This window comes from Flindersiella endophytica, from assembly GCF_054779015.1.
Window position 1 is genome coordinate 235,934 of record NZ_BAAGYY010000009.1, and the last position, 16,365, is coordinate 252,298.

Annotated in this window: 17 protein-coding genes; 5 read left to right on the top strand and 12 right to left on the bottom strand. The window is 69.8% G+C overall.

Annotated features, from left to right (window positions below; genetic code table 11):
• Positions 1 to 2: 2 nt before the first annotated feature.
• The 4 genes from ACYVF6_RS06425 to ACYVF6_RS06440 all read left to right on the top strand — a co-directional run bounded on the left by ACYVF6_RS06425 (position 3) and on the right by ACYVF6_RS06440 (position 4,659).
• On the top strand, positions 3 to 1,625 hold the full coding sequence (locus tag ACYVF6_RS06425) for a CocE/NonD family hydrolase (protein WP_460517027.1): 1,623 nt from the start codon (positions 3 to 5) through the stop codon (positions 1,623 to 1,625).
• A 17-nt stretch (positions 1,626 to 1,642) separates the two neighbouring features.
• Positions 1,643 to 3,205, top strand: coding sequence for a 3-hydroxyacyl-CoA dehydrogenase (locus ACYVF6_RS06430; protein WP_460517030.1), 1,563 nt, complete (start codon positions 1,643 to 1,645; stop codon positions 3,203 to 3,205).
• Positions 3,206 to 3,433: 228 nt separating this feature from the next.
• On the top strand, positions 3,434 to 4,087 hold the full coding sequence (locus ACYVF6_RS06435) for an RNA polymerase sigma factor (RefSeq protein WP_460517033.1): 654 nt from the start codon (positions 3,434 to 3,436) through the stop codon (positions 4,085 to 4,087).
• The gene (locus tag ACYVF6_RS06440; protein WP_460517036.1) at positions 4,084 to 4,659 is read left to right on the top strand and encodes a hypothetical protein; all 576 of its coding nucleotides are present in this window, start codon (positions 4,084 to 4,086) and stop codon (positions 4,657 to 4,659) included. The genes ACYVF6_RS06435 and ACYVF6_RS06440 overlap by 4 nt, the downstream gene beginning before the upstream one ends.
• Before the next feature lie 639 nt (positions 4,660 to 5,298).
• Here ACYVF6_RS06440 and ACYVF6_RS06445 read toward each other — a convergent pair.
• From ACYVF6_RS06445 to ACYVF6_RS06485, 9 genes are all read right to left on the bottom strand, one after another.
• Positions 5,299 to 5,445, bottom strand: coding sequence for a hypothetical protein (locus ACYVF6_RS06445; RefSeq protein ID WP_460517038.1), 147 nt, complete (start codon positions 5,443 to 5,445; stop codon positions 5,299 to 5,301).
• A gap of 292 nt (positions 5,446 to 5,737) precedes the next feature.
• Positions 5,738 to 6,199: a hypothetical protein gene (locus ACYVF6_RS06450; protein ID WP_460517042.1), complete on the bottom strand. Its 462-nt coding sequence runs from the start codon at positions 6,197 to 6,199 to the stop codon at positions 5,738 to 5,740.
• Positions 6,200 to 6,248: 49 nt separating this feature from the next.
• Positions 6,249 to 6,767, bottom strand: a complete 519-nt coding sequence (locus ACYVF6_RS06455) for a hypothetical protein (RefSeq protein ID WP_460517045.1) — start codon at positions 6,765 to 6,767, stop codon at positions 6,249 to 6,251.
• Between the two features lie 271 nt (positions 6,768 to 7,038).
• The gene (locus tag ACYVF6_RS06460) at positions 7,039 to 8,454 is read right to left on the bottom strand and encodes a dihydrolipoamide acetyltransferase family protein (RefSeq protein ID WP_460517048.1); all 1,416 of its coding nucleotides are present in this window, start codon (positions 8,452 to 8,454) and stop codon (positions 7,039 to 7,041) included.
• Between the two features lie 17 nt (positions 8,455 to 8,471).
• Positions 8,472 to 9,452 (bottom strand): alpha-ketoacid dehydrogenase subunit beta, encoded by a 981-nt coding sequence (locus ACYVF6_RS06465; protein WP_460517051.1) that lies wholly within the window; start codon positions 9,450 to 9,452, stop codon positions 8,472 to 8,474.
• Positions 9,449 to 10,576, bottom strand: coding sequence for a thiamine pyrophosphate-dependent dehydrogenase E1 component subunit alpha (gene pdhA, locus ACYVF6_RS06470; protein WP_460517054.1), 1,128 nt, complete (start codon positions 10,574 to 10,576; stop codon positions 9,449 to 9,451). Before pdhA ends, ACYVF6_RS06465 begins: the two co-directional genes overlap by 4 nt.
• 294 nt (positions 10,577 to 10,870) lie before the next feature.
• Positions 10,871 to 12,022, bottom strand: coding sequence for a CaiB/BaiF CoA transferase family protein (locus ACYVF6_RS06475; protein ID WP_460517057.1), 1,152 nt, complete (start codon positions 12,020 to 12,022; stop codon positions 10,871 to 10,873).
• 25 nt (positions 12,023 to 12,047) lie between these two features.
• Positions 12,048 to 12,641, bottom strand: a complete 594-nt coding sequence (locus tag ACYVF6_RS06480; RefSeq protein ID WP_460517060.1) for a hypothetical protein — start codon at positions 12,639 to 12,641, stop codon at positions 12,048 to 12,050.
• Entirely contained in the window at positions 12,638 to 13,231 is a 594-nt protein-coding gene (locus tag ACYVF6_RS06485) for a SatD family protein (RefSeq protein WP_460517063.1), read from the bottom strand. Before ACYVF6_RS06485 ends, ACYVF6_RS06480 begins: the two co-directional genes overlap by 4 nt.
• A gap of 241 nt (positions 13,232 to 13,472) precedes the next feature.
• Between ACYVF6_RS06485 and ACYVF6_RS06490 the strand changes: the two genes are divergently transcribed.
• A complete protein-coding gene (locus ACYVF6_RS06490; protein WP_460517065.1) occupies positions 13,473 to 14,072 on the top strand; it encodes a protein kinase family protein in 600 nt (199 codons plus the stop codon).
• Between the two features lie 9 nt (positions 14,073 to 14,081).
• Here ACYVF6_RS06490 and ACYVF6_RS06495 read toward each other — a convergent pair whose 3' ends face one another.
• Genes ACYVF6_RS06495 through ACYVF6_RS06505 form a run of 3 tightly spaced genes read right to left on the bottom strand, consistent with a single transcriptional unit; the run spans position 14,082 to position 16,311 of the window.
• Entirely contained in the window at positions 14,082 to 14,741 is a 660-nt protein-coding gene (locus ACYVF6_RS06495; protein ID WP_460517068.1) for a transcriptional regulator, read from the bottom strand.
• The gene (locus ACYVF6_RS06500) at positions 14,738 to 15,970 is read right to left on the bottom strand and encodes a sensor histidine kinase (RefSeq protein ID WP_460517071.1); all 1,233 of its coding nucleotides are present in this window, start codon (positions 15,968 to 15,970) and stop codon (positions 14,738 to 14,740) included. The genes ACYVF6_RS06495 and ACYVF6_RS06500 overlap by 4 nt, the downstream gene beginning before the upstream one ends.
• A complete protein-coding gene (locus ACYVF6_RS06505; RefSeq protein ID WP_460517074.1) occupies positions 15,967 to 16,311 on the bottom strand; it encodes a hypothetical protein in 345 nt (114 codons plus the stop codon). Before ACYVF6_RS06505 ends, ACYVF6_RS06500 begins: the two co-directional genes overlap by 4 nt.
• Positions 16,312 to 16,365: the final 54 nt, after the last annotated feature.

Consider the following 16,365-nt stretch of genomic DNA (forward strand, 5'->3'; position numbering starts at 1 on the left):
GTGTGAACCTCACGAGTCACATCCTCGAGCGGGCCCTCGGGCTGCCACGGGCAGACACCCGCGACCTGACCGTCGAGCGCGACCTGCGGGTGCCGATGCGCGACGGCACCGTACTGCTCGCCGACCGGTGGGCGCCGTCGACCGGTGCCGAGGGCCTGCCGACCGCGCTGGTCCGCACGCCGTACGGCAGGGGCGGCATGGTCGGCCAGCTGATGGCCAGGCCACTTGCGGAGCGCGGCTATCAGGTGCTGATGCAAAGCGTGCGCGGCACGTTCGGCTCCGGCGGAGCCTTCGACCCGATGCGCCGCGAGCGTTCGGACGGCTTGGACACGCTGGCATGGGTCGTGGATCAGCCGTGGTTCGGCGAGGCGATCGTGCTGTACGGCGCCAGCTACCTCGGGTACGTCCAGTGGGCCGTCGCCGACCAGCTGCCGCCGCAGGTCAAGGCGATGGTCCCGATCGTGACCGAGTCGGCGGTATCGCTCGGTGCCCTGCGCCAGGAGGACTTCTCCCTGCAGATGCCGTTCAGCTGGGGCATCATGATCGACGGTCAGGAGAGCCGCTGGGCGCTGCTCAACCACCTGACGCTGAACCGGAAGGTCGCCCGCGCGCTGTGGACGCTGCCACTGAAGGAAGCCGATGTCGCCGCGATCGGCCGGCACGCCACCTACGTACAGAACATCCTGGCCCACGACGCCGACGCGCCGTTCTGGTCCGCGCTCGACCATCGCTCGCGGGTGCGCGACGTCACCGTGCCGGTCAGCTCGATCGGCGGCTGGTACGACATCTTCCTGCCCGGCCAGCTGCGCGACTTCGAAGCTCTGCAGGACGCGGGCCGTCCGGCCAGGCTCACGATCGGGCCGTGGACGCACGCCGACCGCGGCATGCTGCCGGTCACGTACGGCGAGACGCTCGGCTTCGCGCTCGCGCTGGCTCGCGGCGAACAGCCTCCCGACCGCACCGCGCCAGTGCGCCTGTATGTGATGGGTGCCGAGGAGTGGCGCGACTTTCCGGCCTGGCCACCTGCTGGGTACGAGCCGCGGCGGTTCCACCTCCAGCCGGACGGCGGGCTGTCCACCGAACCGGTGAGCGGACCGGCGGAGCCGGACTGCTACCACTACGACCCGGTGCACCCCACGCCCATGCTCGGCGGCATCTCGCTGTTCGACAAGGCGGGCCGGGTCGAGAACGGGAAGCTGGAGGCGCGGGCGGACGTCCTGACGTACACCACCGGCGTACTCGACGCGGACGTCGAGGTGATCGGCGAGGTCGGCGCGGAGATCTGGTTCCGCTCCAGCCTGCCGTACGCCGACGTGTTCGTCCGGCTCTGCGACGTCGACGCGCGTGGTCGCTCGTACAACATCTGCGACGGCCTGATCGGCCTCACCGGCGCGGACGAGATCTCCCGCGCGACCGTTCGCCTCTATCCGACCGCGTACCGCTTCCGGCGCGGACACCGGATCCGCGTACAGGTGTCGAGCGGGGCGTTTCCCCGGTATAACCGCAACCTCGGCACCGGCGAGCCACGTGCGACCGCCACCACCCTGCGCGCGGCTGACCAGCAGGTGTTCCACGACGCCGCCCACCCGTCCGCGGTGATCCTGCCGGTACGCCGGAGCGCGTAACCGGTCAGAATGTGGACATGACTGCCCTCCAGGAGAACGCCGCCGTCGGCGTCGTCGGTGCCGGAACGATGGGATCGGGCATCGCCCAGGTCGCGTTGCAGGCCGGTCACGTGGTCCGGCTGTACGACACGCAGCCGGGCGCGGCCGAGCGTGGCGCCGAGCAGATCCGGGCGCGGATCTCGCGGCTGGCCGAGAAGGGCCGGCTGTCCGCCTCGGACGCCGATGGCGCGGCCGAGCGGCTGCAGGTGGTGGAGGACGTCTCCGCGTTCCACGACTGCGGGCTGGTCGTCGAGGCGGTGGTGGAGGACCTTTCGGTCAAGCGCGCGCTGTTCGCCGATCTGGAGAAGGCCTGCGGCGACTCCGCGGTGCTCGCGACCAACACCTCCACGATCTCGGTGACGGCGATCGCGGCCGGGCTGGCTCGGCCGGAACGGGTCGTCGGCATGCACTTCTTCAACCCCGCGCCGCTGATGGGACTCGTCGAGGTGCCGGCCGGAGCGGCGACGTCGCCGGAGACCGTCGACTTCGTGCTGGCGACGGCCACCGCGTGGGGCAAGACGCCCGTGCGCTGCTCGTCGACGCCGGGGTTCGTGGTCAACCGGATCGCGCGGCCGTTCTACGGCGAGGCGCTGCAGGTGCTGGAGGACGGCGCCGCCGACTGCGCGACGATCGACGCGGTGCTGCGGGAGGCCGGCGGCTTCCCGATGGGCCCGTTCGAGCTCGCCGATCTGGTGGGCAACGACGTCAACCTGGCGGTCGGCCGCTCTGTATGGGAACAGACCTTCGGCGACCCGCGGTACGCACCGTTCGTGACGCAGCAGGGCCTGGTCGACGCCGGCTGGCTCGGCCGCAAGACGGGGCGCGGCTGGTTCTCCTACCACGAGGCCGGCGGCGGAGCACCACCTCCGGCCTCGACGGAGCCCCGGCAGCCGGCGCCGGAACGCGTGACGTACCACGGCGGCTGGCTGACCTGTTACGGACTTCTCGACCGGGTGGCGGATGCCGGGATCAGCGTCGAGCGGTACGACACCGGGCCGGCCGGCAACCGCACGGGACCCGGCGAGTACGACGCGGAGGAGCAGGCCTACGGGCTCGAGCTGCCCGGCGGCGGCCTGATCCTCGAGACGGTCGGTGAGCCGGCCACAGTCGACGGCAACGCGGTCGTGCTCGACTGGGTACACGACCCGCGCACGGCGACCCGCGTCTGCCTCGCCGCGAGCGACACCGCCGAGCCGGGAACGCTGAGCGAGGCGGTCGGCCTCTTCCAGGCGGCCGGGCTCGAGGTGTCCGTGGTCGACGACGTGCCGGGGCTGCTGGTCGCCCGTACGGTCTCGATGCTGGTCAACGAGGCGGTGGAGCTCGTCGCCCGCCGCGAGGCGGCCGCCGCGGACGTCGACGTGGCGATGCGGCTTGGCACGGGCTACCCCGAGGGACTCCTGGCCTGGGGCGACCGCCTGGGCGCGAGCACGGTGGCAGAAGTCCTGATCGGGCTGGCGAGGGCCTACCCGTCCGGGCGTTACCGCGTGGCACCTCTCCTCAGCCGTGCTGCCCACAGCGGCCGCCACCTCACGTCGCTCTGACCTCGCTCTGACCTCGTCCTGGTCCTGACCTGACCTGCACTGACGTGGCTTGACGTGGAGGGTCTCGCGCGGCCCTCCACGCCGGTCTCGGCGCTTCGTAGCGCCTGTGGTGCCCCCGGTTACAGCGGCTCTCTTGTGCCGTTTGAGAGCCTGGAGCTGATGCGCCTCCCCGGAAGAAATCCCCGAAAAAGTTCGGAACCCCCTCCACGGCCCGGACATAGACGGGTTGTGGATCAGCTCGACCTTGACGACGCATCGGATGGGGACCTGTGGCATCAGGCCGCGCAGGGTGACCCATCCGCGTTTGGTGCGTTGTTCGAGCGACACAGCAGCGCGGTCTACACGCACTGTTTCCGGCGCACCGGCTCCTGGTCCGCGGCCGAGGACCTGGCTTCGGTGGTGTTTCTGGAGGCATGGCGTCGTCGGGCTGACGTGTCGCTCAGCGGTGAGTCGATCCTGCCGTGGTTACTCGCAGTGGCCAACAACGTTGTCCGCAACCGAGACCGGAGCCTACGCCGACATCGGCGTCTGCTCGCGAAACTGCCGGCGGCCGTGGTGGCGCCCGATCCGGCAGACGAGGCGGTATCCCGGGTCGACGACGAGCGCGCTATGCGGCGCGTGCTCGCCGTCTTCGCGAAGCTGCTGCCCGACGAGCAAGACGTGTTGGCGTTGTGCGTATGGGCCGGTCTCAGCTATGCGGATGCCGCGGTGGCGCTGGGGGTGCCGGTGGGTACCGTCCGCTCCCGTCTGTCCCGTGCACGCGACCACCTTAAAAGGCTTGCCGGGCTTGAGGTGGCCGCGGGACAGACGGGGGGTTCCGCGTCCACCTCGGGGCGGACTGGACGGGCCAGACTGTCAACAAGCGAAACGGGGACATCATGATTGACGCTGACGTGGACATAGAGCAGGTTCCGCCTGCACGTGAGATGCCGGCCGAACGCCGCGAGGCGCTGCGCGAGCTGCTGATGGAGCAGGTCAGCCCGCCGCGCCGGGCCTGGTGGCGGCGATCCAAGCAGGCAGGCATCGCGGGTATCGGTGCGACGGCTCTCGTCCTGGCCGGCGGCGCGGCGGCGGCATACGTCGCGTTCAAGCCGGCGAACGACAAGTTCAGCGTGATCTGCTACTCGGAGGCCAAGCTCGGCAAGGATGTCCAACGCTTCACCTACGCCGAGGCCAACCCCGAGACTCCCAACTCCAAGCAGCCCGCTCAGCCGGCGACTATCGCCGACCCGGAGCGTGCCTGCGCCGACTTGTGGAAAAGCGGCGTACTGCCCCCTGGCTCGGCCAAGGATCAGCCCGTCGTAGCCAACCCGGACGACCCAGCTGCCTCCAGAGCCGTGCCGAAGCTCGTCTCGTGCACGACCGAAGACGGAGTGGCGGCGGTCTTTCCGGGAGACGACAAGACGTGCGAGCGTCTCGGGCTGCCGAAGACGGCCAGCTCACCGCCCAACTGACGAATCAAGCGTTGGAAACGCCATGGACATTATGCCCCGCGCAGGGATGGTCTCTCCGCCGCCAGCAACTGGTGGTGGCGGCGGAGAGACCAGGCCGGAAACCGGCCAGCTGGTCGACCCACCGTCGATGACGTTCGGGTTCCCGTTCGTACCGCTGAGAGATGGGGTCGACGCGACGACGGCCGTCCCCTACAGCCTGACGACCGGGGTCGACGACAACGTATTTCCAGCTGCGGGCACCTACCCTCCGTTCGGCCTGAGCGGCGTCTCGCCCTGGCCCCATCAGGAGGACTGCTGATGCAGAAGCCTCGGTCGGGCAAGGATGCGCTCATCTGACGAGCGCCTACCCCTCCCTTGCCCGACCGTTCCTTTCTTGTTTTCGATCAACGCAGCTTTCGACCGCACGCAACGAGTCCGCCCTGCCGGTGCCGGCAGGGCGGATTCGCGTCTCCGCACGTTCTGCCCGAGCCTGTCAGGTATACGCAGCCAGGACGCTGGTCGCAGCCAGCTGAGGGGTGCTCCGCCGACTCTGTGCACGGCGGTCGAGTGGGTCATCGACCGGCGAGCGCACGTGGCCGTACCCGATCCGGCCGAGCGGTCGCGGCTGGCTTCCCGGTCCAGGCGACCCGCGAGCTCACGTCAGCCCGCCGCTGAGCCGCCGACGTCGTGGTTGGGTGCGGCCAGGACGACCTCGAGCGCTTCGAGTGCGGCCATACAGTCGGCGACGCCCAGCCCGGCGGTGAACCGCACGGCGTCGCGAACCTCGTCCGCGTCGGCGACCAGCAACGCCGGCTCGACGTGCCTGCGGAACGACTACCGAGCGAACGCCGGCTCACCTCGGCCGTCAGCGCCACGAACGCGCGTTCCCGAGCCGACAGTCGTTCCTCCGTCCACGCTCGGCTGACCCGCGACGCGACGAACTCCGCCATCCATGGATCGACGCTCAGGTCGCTGACGTCCGGGCGCAAGGCTTGCTTGCCGGCGTGCTCCGGGCGCAGCGAGCGGCAGCCGGTCCGACCTCCAGTCCGGCTTCGCCGGCGATTTCCGCCAACCGGCTAAGGGCATCCGCCGCCGCGGGTCAGCCGGCGGATGGCGCGACGAAGCGGATCAGCGCGAGCAGATCGGCGTACCCCGCGCCGAACCGGTCCATCAGCGCCTGCTGCACGGTGGCGACGGTGGCTTCGGCGCGGTCCGCGGCCTCGGCGTCGTCGAACATCGTGATGGTCAGCACGGTGTCCTCTCCGGTGTGAACGGCCGTGTAGAGAACGGATCCGACCTGCTTCGGAATCTGGTCGGCGAACTCGCTGTGCCGCACCATCGGCTTGATCGAGCCGGCAGCGGCGCGGTAGTGGCGAAGCCTCGAAGCCTTCGCCGAACCTCCTGGTCGGCACACCAGATCGCCGGCCAACTCCGCACCAACCGACGTCGGCTGGGCTTCAGCTACGTCACGGTCCTCGAACCCGGCCTCGCCGCGATGGCGCCCGTGATCGAGCTCCTCCGCGGACAGTGACCACAGCTCGCCGGGCGGCGGACACGACAAAGCCGGCGACCCGAAAAGGGATCGCCGGCTTGGGCTGATGAGTTGACGATCAGTAGAACTTGATCGACGACGTGCGGTCGTTCATGTCGCCCATGTCCGGGCAGCGGGCGGAGTCGCAGTAGAAGTGCATGCCGGTGTAGCTCGCGCCCTGGTGGTGCTTGCCGATGCAGTTGGAGAACATCTCGGCCGAGGAGATGCGGTTGTCGAAGTCGTACAGCGCCATGTTCGGGAAGCCGTAGGTCGTGCCGGAGTAGCAGCCGGAGCCGCTGGAGGCGGACAGGACCAGGGCGTCGCCACCGTAGTTGCGGTTGACGTATTCGATGCCGAGCACGCCTCCCGTCGGCCTGGGCGCCGCCGCGGAGGCTGAGGTCGATGTCGAGGCGGCTGCCACCTCGGCGTTCGCCTGCAGGATCTGCTTGCGGTCGACGCTGCGGGCGCCGGGCACGAGTTTGACGCGGCCGCCGGTCGCGTGGCTGATGGCCGCGCTGAAGGTGGTGAAGCAGCGGAAGTCGGCCACTGCGGAGCCGGCCTCCGGTACCGCGGCCGAGCTGCCTGTCAGGCTCGCCACGCAGGTTCGGCCCAGACCGGCCTCTGTTTGGACCGGTGCCGCGGTCGCGACCGGCGCTTGCACACAAACGGCTACGAACGTGATCGCCGCAGCGGCCCATCCAAGTCGACGTGGTTTCAAGACAGCCACCTCCCCGGGGTGTTTGGTTCCAGGAGGCATGATGACATGCGGAGCGCAGTTGTGTCGCTCCGGCTTGTCAAGCCAACTCGCCGAAGCGTACTTTTCGACGGTTTCGTCCGGTCCAAGGGTTCCCGCTTTGTCCGGTCTTGACCTAGGCCATGATCATGGCCAGGCCGGGATCGGACAAAATGCCGGCGACGTCGGTCAGGAACCGCGAACCTTGTTCACCGTCGACGACGCGATGGTCGAACGACAGCGAGAGCGTCGTCACCCAGCGTGGCACAACCTGCTCCACGCCGTCGACCTCGACGACCCAGGGCCGCCGCGAAACGGTGCCGACCGCCAGGATGCCGGTCTCGCCGGGGTTGAGGATCGGGGTTCCGCCGTCGACGCCGAAGACGCCGACGTTGGTGATCGTGAACGTCGTGCCCTGCAGGTCGGACGGTGGCGTCTTGCCCTCGCGCGCGGTCTGCGCGAGCGAGCTGATCGAACGGGCCAGCTCGGGCAGCGACATCCGGTCGGCGTCCTTGACGTGCGGCACCAGCAACCCGCGCGAGGTCGCCGCGGCGATGCCGAGGTTGACGTAGTTGCGCAGCACGATCTCAGCGCTGTCGCCAGACCCGGAGCCGGGCTCCGACCACACGGCGTTGACCTCGGGGGTACGCCGGATCGCCAGGCAGCAGGCCTTGGCCACCAGCACCAGCGGTGACACCTTCAGGTCGGCGAACTCCCTGCGCGCCCGCAGCCGCTCCAGCAGCTCCATCGACGCGGTCACGTCCACCGTGATCCACTCGCTGACGTGCGGAGCCGTGAACGCGCTCTTGGTCACGGCCGCCGCAGTGCTGCGCCGCAGTCCGCGGACGGGCACCCGGGTCTCCCGCTCGCCCGGTGCCGCGACCACGGCCGGGGTCGGGGCAGGCGAGGCGGCCGGAGCACCGGCGAACGCCTCGACGTCGGCCCGGCTGACCGTTCCGTTCGGCCCGGTCGGAGGCACCTGCCGCAGGTCGACGCCCAGGTCCTTGGCGAGCTTGCGAACGGGCGGCTTCGCCAGTACCGACACCGATGCCCGCGCCGGCTCGGGAGCCGGGGCGGGAGCGGGGGTCGGAGTTGATGCGGGAGCAGGGGCCACCGGCTCGGGCGCGGCCTGCGCCGGAACAGCCGCGGCAGCCGACGGAGCGGAAGTCGCCTGCTTGCGCGGCCGGCGCGTCGTCGAGTGCGCCCGTGCGCCGTACCCGACCAGCACCGCCTGCCGCTCGCCGTTCTCCTCACCCGACGCGGCCGACGCAGCCGCACCCCCGGACCCAGCCGCGGCAGCGGTCCCGCCCGAAGCCGACACCCGGATGATCGGCGTGCCCACCGGCACGACCTGCCCTTCCGGCACCAGCAGATCCGAGATCACACCGGTGTACGGCGACGGCAGCTCCACCAGCGACTTCGCCGTCTCGATCTCCACGATGATGTCGTTGACCTTGACCGAGTCGCCGGGCTTGACCTTCCACGACACGATCTCCGCCTCGACCAGGCCCTCGCCGACGTCCGGCAGCCTGAACTCGCGTACGTCCGTCACGTGTAACAACCGTCCCTTCAGTACGCCAGCAAGCGGTCGACGGCGTCGAGCACGCGGTCGAGGTCGGGCAGGAAGTCGTCCTCGGCGCGGGCCGCGGGGTAGGGCAGGTCGTAGCCGCCCACGACCTCCACCGGCGCCTCCAGGGAGTAGAAGCACTCCCGCGTGATCCGCCGGGACAGCTCGGCGCCCATGCCACCGCTCACCGGTGCCTCGTGTACGACCACCACTCGACCGGCCCGCCGGGTCAGGTCGTAGACCGGATCGAGGTCGAGCGGCGAGAGAGTACGCAGGTCGACCACCGCCAGCGACCGCCCCTCCTCGGCAGCGGCCGAGGCCGCCTGCACGCAGGTCTTCACGGTCGGGCCGTAGCACAGCAGCACCGCGTCGGTGCCGTCACGGACGATCCTCGAAGCATGCAAGGGATCCGGCGCCTGCTCGGCGTCGGTGTCGACCTCTGCCTTGTCGTGGTAGCGCACCTTCGGCTCGAGGAAGATGACCGGATCGTCGGACGCAATCGACTGCTGGATCATCCAGTACGCGTCGGCCGGGTTGGAGCACGCGACGACCTTCAGCCCAGCAGTGTGGGCGAAGTAGGCCTCGGGCGACTCGGAGTGGTGCTCGACCGCGCCGATCCCGCCGGCGAACGGAATCCGGATCACGACAGGCATCTGCAGCCGTCCCTGCGACCGGTGCCGGAGCTTGGCCACCTGGCTGACGATCTGGTCGTAGGCGGGGTAGACGAACCCGTCGAACTGGATCTCGCACACCGGCCGGTATCCCCGCAGCGCAAGGCCGATCGCCGTTCCGACGATGCCGGACTCCGCCAGCGGAGTGTCGATGATGCGGTCCTCGCCGAAGTCCTTCTGCAGGCCGTCGGTGACCCGGAAGACTCCGCCGAGCTTGCCGATGTCCTCGCCCATGATAAGGACCTTGGGGTCTTCTTCCATCGCGCGGCGAAGGCCGGCGTTGAGTGCCTTGTTGAGCGGAAGCTTGGTCATGATCCGACCTCCGCACCAGTCTCGAACGACTGCTGGTATTCGGTGAACCACTGTTGTTGGGCCGCGATCTCCGGCGGCTTGTCGGCGAAGACGTAGTCGAAGTTACGCGTGAGGTCCGGCTCCGGCATCGCCCTGGTGCCTTCGCGTACGTGCTCGGCCAGCTCGTCGGCCTCGTGCTCGATGCCCTCGAAGAAGTCGTTGTCCGCAAGGCCGTTGCGGGTGAGGTAGGCCTTCACCCGGGCGATCGGGTCCTTGAGCTTCCAGTGCTCGAGCTCGTCGTTGAGGCGATAGCGCGTCGGGTCGTCGGTGGTGGTGTGCGCACCCATGCGGTAGGTGAACGCCTCGACCAGCAACGGTCCGCCGCCGTCGCGAGCCTGCTGCATCGCCTGCTTGACGACGGCGTAGCACGCGAGCACGTCGTTGCCGTCGACGCGGACGCCGGGGAAGCCGAAGCCGTTCGCCCTGCGGTACAAGGGGATCCGGGTCTGCTTGGTGGTCGGCTCGGAGATCGCCCACTGGTTGTTCTGCAGAAAGAACACCAGCGGAGCGTTGAACACCGACGACCAGACGAACGCCTCGTTGACGTCGCCCTGGCTGCTCGCGCCGTCGCCGAAGAACGCCAGCACCGCTGTGTCGCGGTCGGGATCGCCCGTGCCGACGCAACCGTCGCGCTGAATGCCCATGGCGTATCCGGTCGCGTGCAGGGTCTGCGCGCCGATCACGATGGTGTAGAGATGGAAGTTGACGTCGCGTGGATCCCAGCCGCCGAAGTCGCAACCGCGGAACAAGCTGATGACCTTCAGCGGGTCGATGCCGCGCATCCAGGCCAGAGCGTGTTCGCGATAGGTGGGGAAGATGTAGTCCTGCGCCCGAACGGCGTGGCCCGCACCGATCTGTGCGGCTTCCTGGCCGAGCATGGAGGCCCAGATGCCAAGCTCGCCTTGGCGTTGCAGGGAGGTCGCCTCGGCGTCGACTCGCCGGGTCAGAACCAGATCGCGATAGAAGCCCTTGATGGCCTCGTCGTCGAGATCGAAGGCGTAGTCGGGATGCTCACGACGCTCGCCCTCAGGGGTGAGTAGCTGGACCAGATCATCGTCTGGACCCCAGCGCACACTTTCCGCCATACCGTGCACTCCTCGCAATCCATCGGTTACGGGATCGCCGTGACCGGGCCGGAGTTTCCAACCTCGGCGCTTCGGGTGGGCGCGTGAGGCCGGGACGTACAGACCGTGGCGGCTGCCACGGCTTATGACCTAACGTACCCACACACGTCGCCTACGCGCATCTGAAACCGCCGATCCAAGCTGCGGAGGTTCCTGCTATTTCAGGATCGGTGGCGATTGGGTCCGCGCGCCATGTCGGAACCCACGGTTCGGTGGCAGGGTTTGTCGTACGGGTCCAACAGGTAGTCGCGCGCCCTACGAGTTGGTAGGAAACACGACTACATCCGAAATCAGGCCTTCGAGGTCAGCCTGGTCGAGACCCCAGTCGCGCAGCGCTTCGACGGTGTGTTCTCCCGCGGCCGGCGCCGGACCCCGCACCTCGCCGGGCGTACGCGACAACCGCGGAGCGGGCGCCGGCTGGACGAGGCCGCCGACCTCGACGAACGCCTCCCGTGCGACCGCCTGTGGATGACGGGTGGCCTCGGCCGGCGTGAGCACCGGTGCCACGCACGCGTCGGTGCCGTCGAACATCTCGGCCCACTCATCGCGCGCACGCGAGGCGAACCTCTCGGCGAACAGGCGATGCAGCTCCGGCCACCCGCCCGGGTCGTACTGCGCAGGCAGCTCCGCACCGTCGAGGCCGAGCCCGTCGAGCAGCGCCGCATAGAACGCCGGCTCGATCGCGCCGACCGCGACATACTTCCCGTCACCGCATTCGTACGTACGGTAGAACGGTGCACCGCCGTCCAGTAAGTTCTGCCCGCGCGCGGCCGGCCAGCGTCCATCGGCGAGCAGACCGTGCAGGAACGAGGTCAGCAGCCCCGCGCCGTCGACCATCGCCACGTCGACGACCTGTCCGCGTCCGGAACGCTCGCGTTCCAGCAGTGCCGACAGGATGCCGACCACACCGAGCATCCCGCCTCCGGCGAAGTCGGCGAGGTAGTTGAGCGGAGGTACGGGAGGCCGCCCGGCCGGACCGATCGGCTCCAGCGCGCCCGAGACCGCGAGGTAGTCGATGTCGTGACCGGCGGTCTGGGCCAGCGGGCCGGCCTGTCCCCAGCCGGTGAAGCGCGCGTAGATCAGGCGCGGGTTGCGTTCCAGGCACGGGTCCGGCCCGATGCCGAGCCGCTCGCACACGCCCGGCCGGAAGCCCTCGACCAGCACGTCGGCCCGCTCGACCAGCCGGAGCACCAGGTCGGCAGCCCGCGCGTGCTTGAGGTCGACCGCGACCGAACGCCGGCCACGGCCGAGCGGAGCAGGTGGCGCGGTGCCCGGATCGGCGAGTCCCGCCGGCCGGTCCAGCCGAAGCACCTCGGCACCGAGGTCGGACAGCATCGTTCCAGCGAACGGACCGGGCGCCAGGCTCGCGAGCTCCAGCACCCGGACGCCGCGCAAGGGTCCGGTCACGAGCCTGTTGATACCAGACCCGTGGCTATCGCCAGATCAGGAACGTGACCCCCACGGCTGCCGCCGCCCACAGCAGGCTGGCGAACGTACCGATGATGAACCGCTCCGACGCGCCCGGAACCCGCAGCTCGGGATAGCGGGCCAGGCCCTTGACCGCCACCACGATCGCGACTCCCTCGGTCACGCCGACCAGCAGGGCGACGGTGATCGCCGTGCGTTCGAGGATGCCGATCCACGCGCCACCCCGCAGCACTTCGCCGACCGGCGGGCCGAACCGCGTGGTCGCCAGCTCGACGCCGGTCGGCCGGGCGATGCCGGGTACGTCGTCCAGCCCGGGCAGCTCGGAGCTCTCCGCGCCGCGCAGCAGCGCCATGGTCACCGGCCCACCACCCACCACAGCGACCACGACCCCCAGGACGGCGGACAGCGCGACCGTCGTCTCGGTCGGGTTGTCCGGCAGCTTGAGCGCTCCCAGCGCGACTCCACCGAGCCCGACCGCCGGAATTCCGAGGCCGACCCACCACGGCCTGCGGTCCAGCCAGGCCTCCAGCCACGGGTGCCAGAGGGCAGCGCAAATGATGGCGAGCAGCGTGTACCCGCCCAGAACTGCCGGGGTCACGAGTCGGCCTGCGCGAGCAGGCGTGCGGCCAGTGGCCGTACCCGGCGCTCCTCCCGCCACAGCCCGGAACGCAGGCGCTGGCTCACTGCCTGCGGTGTGATCCCGAGCTGGCGTGCGATCTCCTTCTGCGACAGCCCGTCTGTCATCAGATCCGCGACCTCCCATCCCTCACGGCTTCGACGTTGGACGACGGCTCCCAGGAGCCGTAAGAGGTCCTCCGCTTCGCTCGCGGAGTCGGAGTCCGGTCCGGCGACCGCGACGTGATAGGGGCTCTTCTTGGCCCGATCGACCGCATCCCTGGCGAAGATGAACGCGGGTCCGTTGGCCGCGCGGACGCTTTCGGGGATCGGCATGCGCACCGGTCCAGCGCCGATGCCGACCGTCCACTCACCAGTACGAATGAGCGTGAGCGCGATGTCGACGGCGTCCTCCGCCGAGCCGACAATGGCCTGCACCTCGTCGCCGGCGGTTCGTTCGAACGAGCGCACGAGGCGTTCCGCGGCCGCACTCTTGTGCAGCATCTCTATGAGGTCGTCGACCAAGTCCTCCCGATGTCGACTACCGCGCTGGTCGATCGTCATGACGAGCATGGGGAATCTCCTCCCGTCGCCCATAACCGACTGGAGGGCCGCCCTGATCAAGGATGCGACCTTGACCGGGCTCGATCAAGTGCCTGTCCTTAACTGGCCAAGGCATGCCTTGCCTGCCCGAAGCCAGGACACGTTTGCCACCCCACACCCTCAAGCTTGCCAGGCTTATACCGATCGGTGCAGTCTGTGAACTATGCGTCACCGGTCACTCACTGAAAGCCCTACCCCAGGTCCGGTGGTCATGCCCATTCCGGGGCCGGTTCCGCCCGAACAGACGGACTTCCTGCGCGACCTGCTGCTGCACTTCGACCGGCTCGGCTGGCCCGGCGCACCGCGTTTCGAGGGCGTCGACGCGGACGGGCGGGTGCTGACCAGCGCACTCGACGGGCATGTCGCGAGCCATTTCGTCCAGCCACCCGCCGTGTGGTCGACCCCGGCGCTCATCCGGGTGGCCAAGCTGGTCCGGCAGCTCCACGACCTGACCGCCGGCACCCGGCTCGCGGGCGACCACGACGTCGTTTGTCACAACGCGCTGGCACCGCGCACGACCGTCTACCGCCGGCCGGACCTGGTTCCGTACGCCTTCGTCGACTGGGAGCAGGCCGCGCCCGGACGCCGGATCGACGACCTGGCCCACGCCTGCTGGCAGTTCCTCGGCATCGGACCCGGCCGGTCGAGCGCGTTCGCCGTAGGCGGGCTGCTCCGGCAGGTCAGCGACGCGTACGGCCTGACCGGGCGCGAACGTGGTGAGCTGATCGCGGCGATCCTCGACTGCGTCGACGACGAGACGGCCGGCTGGATCGAAGCCGAGCGGACCGGCCTCGAGGTCGGACTGGGCTGATCCGCGACCTCAGGAAAGCAGGCCGAGCTTGTACGCGGTGGCCACCGCCGCGGCCCGGTCGCGGACGCCGAGCTTGTTGTAGATGTGCAGCAGGTGGGTCTTGATGGTGGTCTCGCTGACCATCAGCTTCCGCGCCGCGACCTGGTTGGTGGATCCGTCGGCGACCAGCCGCAACACCTCGAGCTCGCGCGGGCTGAGCTTCCCGCCACCGGCCGGCCCACCCGAGCCGGAGCCGGCGCCCGTACCTCCGCCGACGAGCCCCATCAGCGCGCTGGCCACCTTGGGCGCGAGCACGGACTGGCCCGCGTTGGCGGCGCGTACGCCCCTGACCAGTTCGTCCCGCGGCGCGTCCTTCAACAGGTATCCCGTCGCACCGGACTCGATCGCGGGCAGCACGTCGCGGTCGGTGTCGTACGTCGTGAGGATCAGCACGCGGGCGGGATGCTCGAGCTGCCGCAGCCGCTTGATCGCCTCGACACCGCCCATGACCGGCATCCGCAGGTCCATCAGGATGACGTCGACATCTACCCGCTGAGCCAGGTCCACGGCCTCCGCACCGTCGCCGGCCTCGCCGACCACCTCGAACTCCTCGTCGTCGGCGAAGACACCGCGCAGGCCGTCGCGCATGATCGGGTGGTCGTCGACGATCAGCAACCGGATCGGCGTCATGGTGCTTCTCCAGGCTGGTCGACGCGCAGGGGTACGGCGGCGTTGAGCGTCGTGCCGTAGCCAGGCGCCGACTCGACGGTGAGCCTGCCTCCGACGCTCGCGAGCCGGTGCCGCATGCCCGCCAGGCCGTAGCCCTCGGTGCTCGCCTCGGGGTCGAATCCCTCGCCGTCGTCGGCGACGTCCAGCAGCAACGTGTCGTCCAGATAGGTCAGCGTGAGCCGGACCTGGCCGGCGCCGGCGTGCTTGGCGATGTTCGTCAGGGCTTCCTGAGCGGCCCGGAACACCGCCGCCTCGATGTCGGCGCCGGTGCGCACGGCAGTGCCCGTCGTCTCGAGCTCCGCGGTGACACCGGAACGCTGCGACCAGGTGCGCGCGAGCTCCTCGACCGCCTCCGGCAGGCTGGCGCCCTCGAGCTGCTCGGGCCGCAGTGCACGCACCGAACGCCTGGCCTCGGTCAGGCTGGAACGGGCCAGCGTCTCCGCCAGCTCGAGGTGCCGCGACCATTCCGCCGGACGGTGCCGGGCGCGCTCGGCCGCCTGCAGCTGCGCGACGATCGCGGTCAGGCCCTGCGCCAGCGTGTCGTGGATCTCGCCCGCCAGGCGCTGGCGCTCGTCCACGACGCCGGCTTCCCGCGCCTGTACGAGGAGCCGCTCCTGCAGGCGTTCGTTCTCGGCCATCGAGGCGGCCAGCCGGCGGTTCGTCTCGGCCAGCTCGCGGATCACCAGTCCGCGTTCCTCGTTCTGCTCCAGCGCGTGGTTGCTGATGCTGGCGGTGTTCAGCACCAGCGCCATCATGATCGCGGCGACGACGAAGTACGGCACCGACTCTCCGAGCGATCCCGACGGGTACCCGCCGACCAGCGACGCCGACACGATCAGCGCGTTGACGCCGAAGCCCGCGGTCCGCCAGCGCCGGCCCAGCGGGTAGGCGAACAGGAAACCGGCGTAGGCGAACACGCCGTACCAGAGGTTGACCCAGACCAGCACCGCGGTGATCGCCATGTGCACGCAGTACAGGAGCACCCGGCGCGGTGTCGAAGCCGTCGGACGTGACCAGGCGCCGAGCGCGAGCGACGAGCCGGCGGCCGCGAGCACGAGCAACGCCTCGACCGGCCTGGACGCCACCGAGTGGCCGGGCATGGCGAACGAGCCGATCGCCGACACGCCCAGCAGGGGTATCGGCAGGAACCGGCGCATCCGGTCCAGCCGCTGCTGCCACGGATCGTTCACGTCATCGATGGTGGCACGCCTTGCATGCCCGGAATCGCCACGATCACGGCGATCCCGATCGGGCCGCCGATCGAGATGAACCGCAGCCGGCGGTGAGCCTCGCGCGAGCCGCCCGCCATCCGTTCGGTGAACACGATCAGCAGAACGCCCGTCGCCGCGACGATGGCTCCGCGGGTCCAGGCGGTGCCGTTGACATCGGCCGGGTCGTTCCGCAGCAGGAAGATCGCCACGAGCGCGAGCAGGCTCAGGCCGAGGTAGCTCCAGCCGAGCAGCTGGACGGTGCGGAACGCACGTCGGGTGCGTGGTTCGATGGTCGTTTCGGTGTTCATCTCGGTGGTCATGGAGCGAGTATTCGTTCCGGACCCCGCCCGGCGAATCGTCCGCGCGGCCCTGCC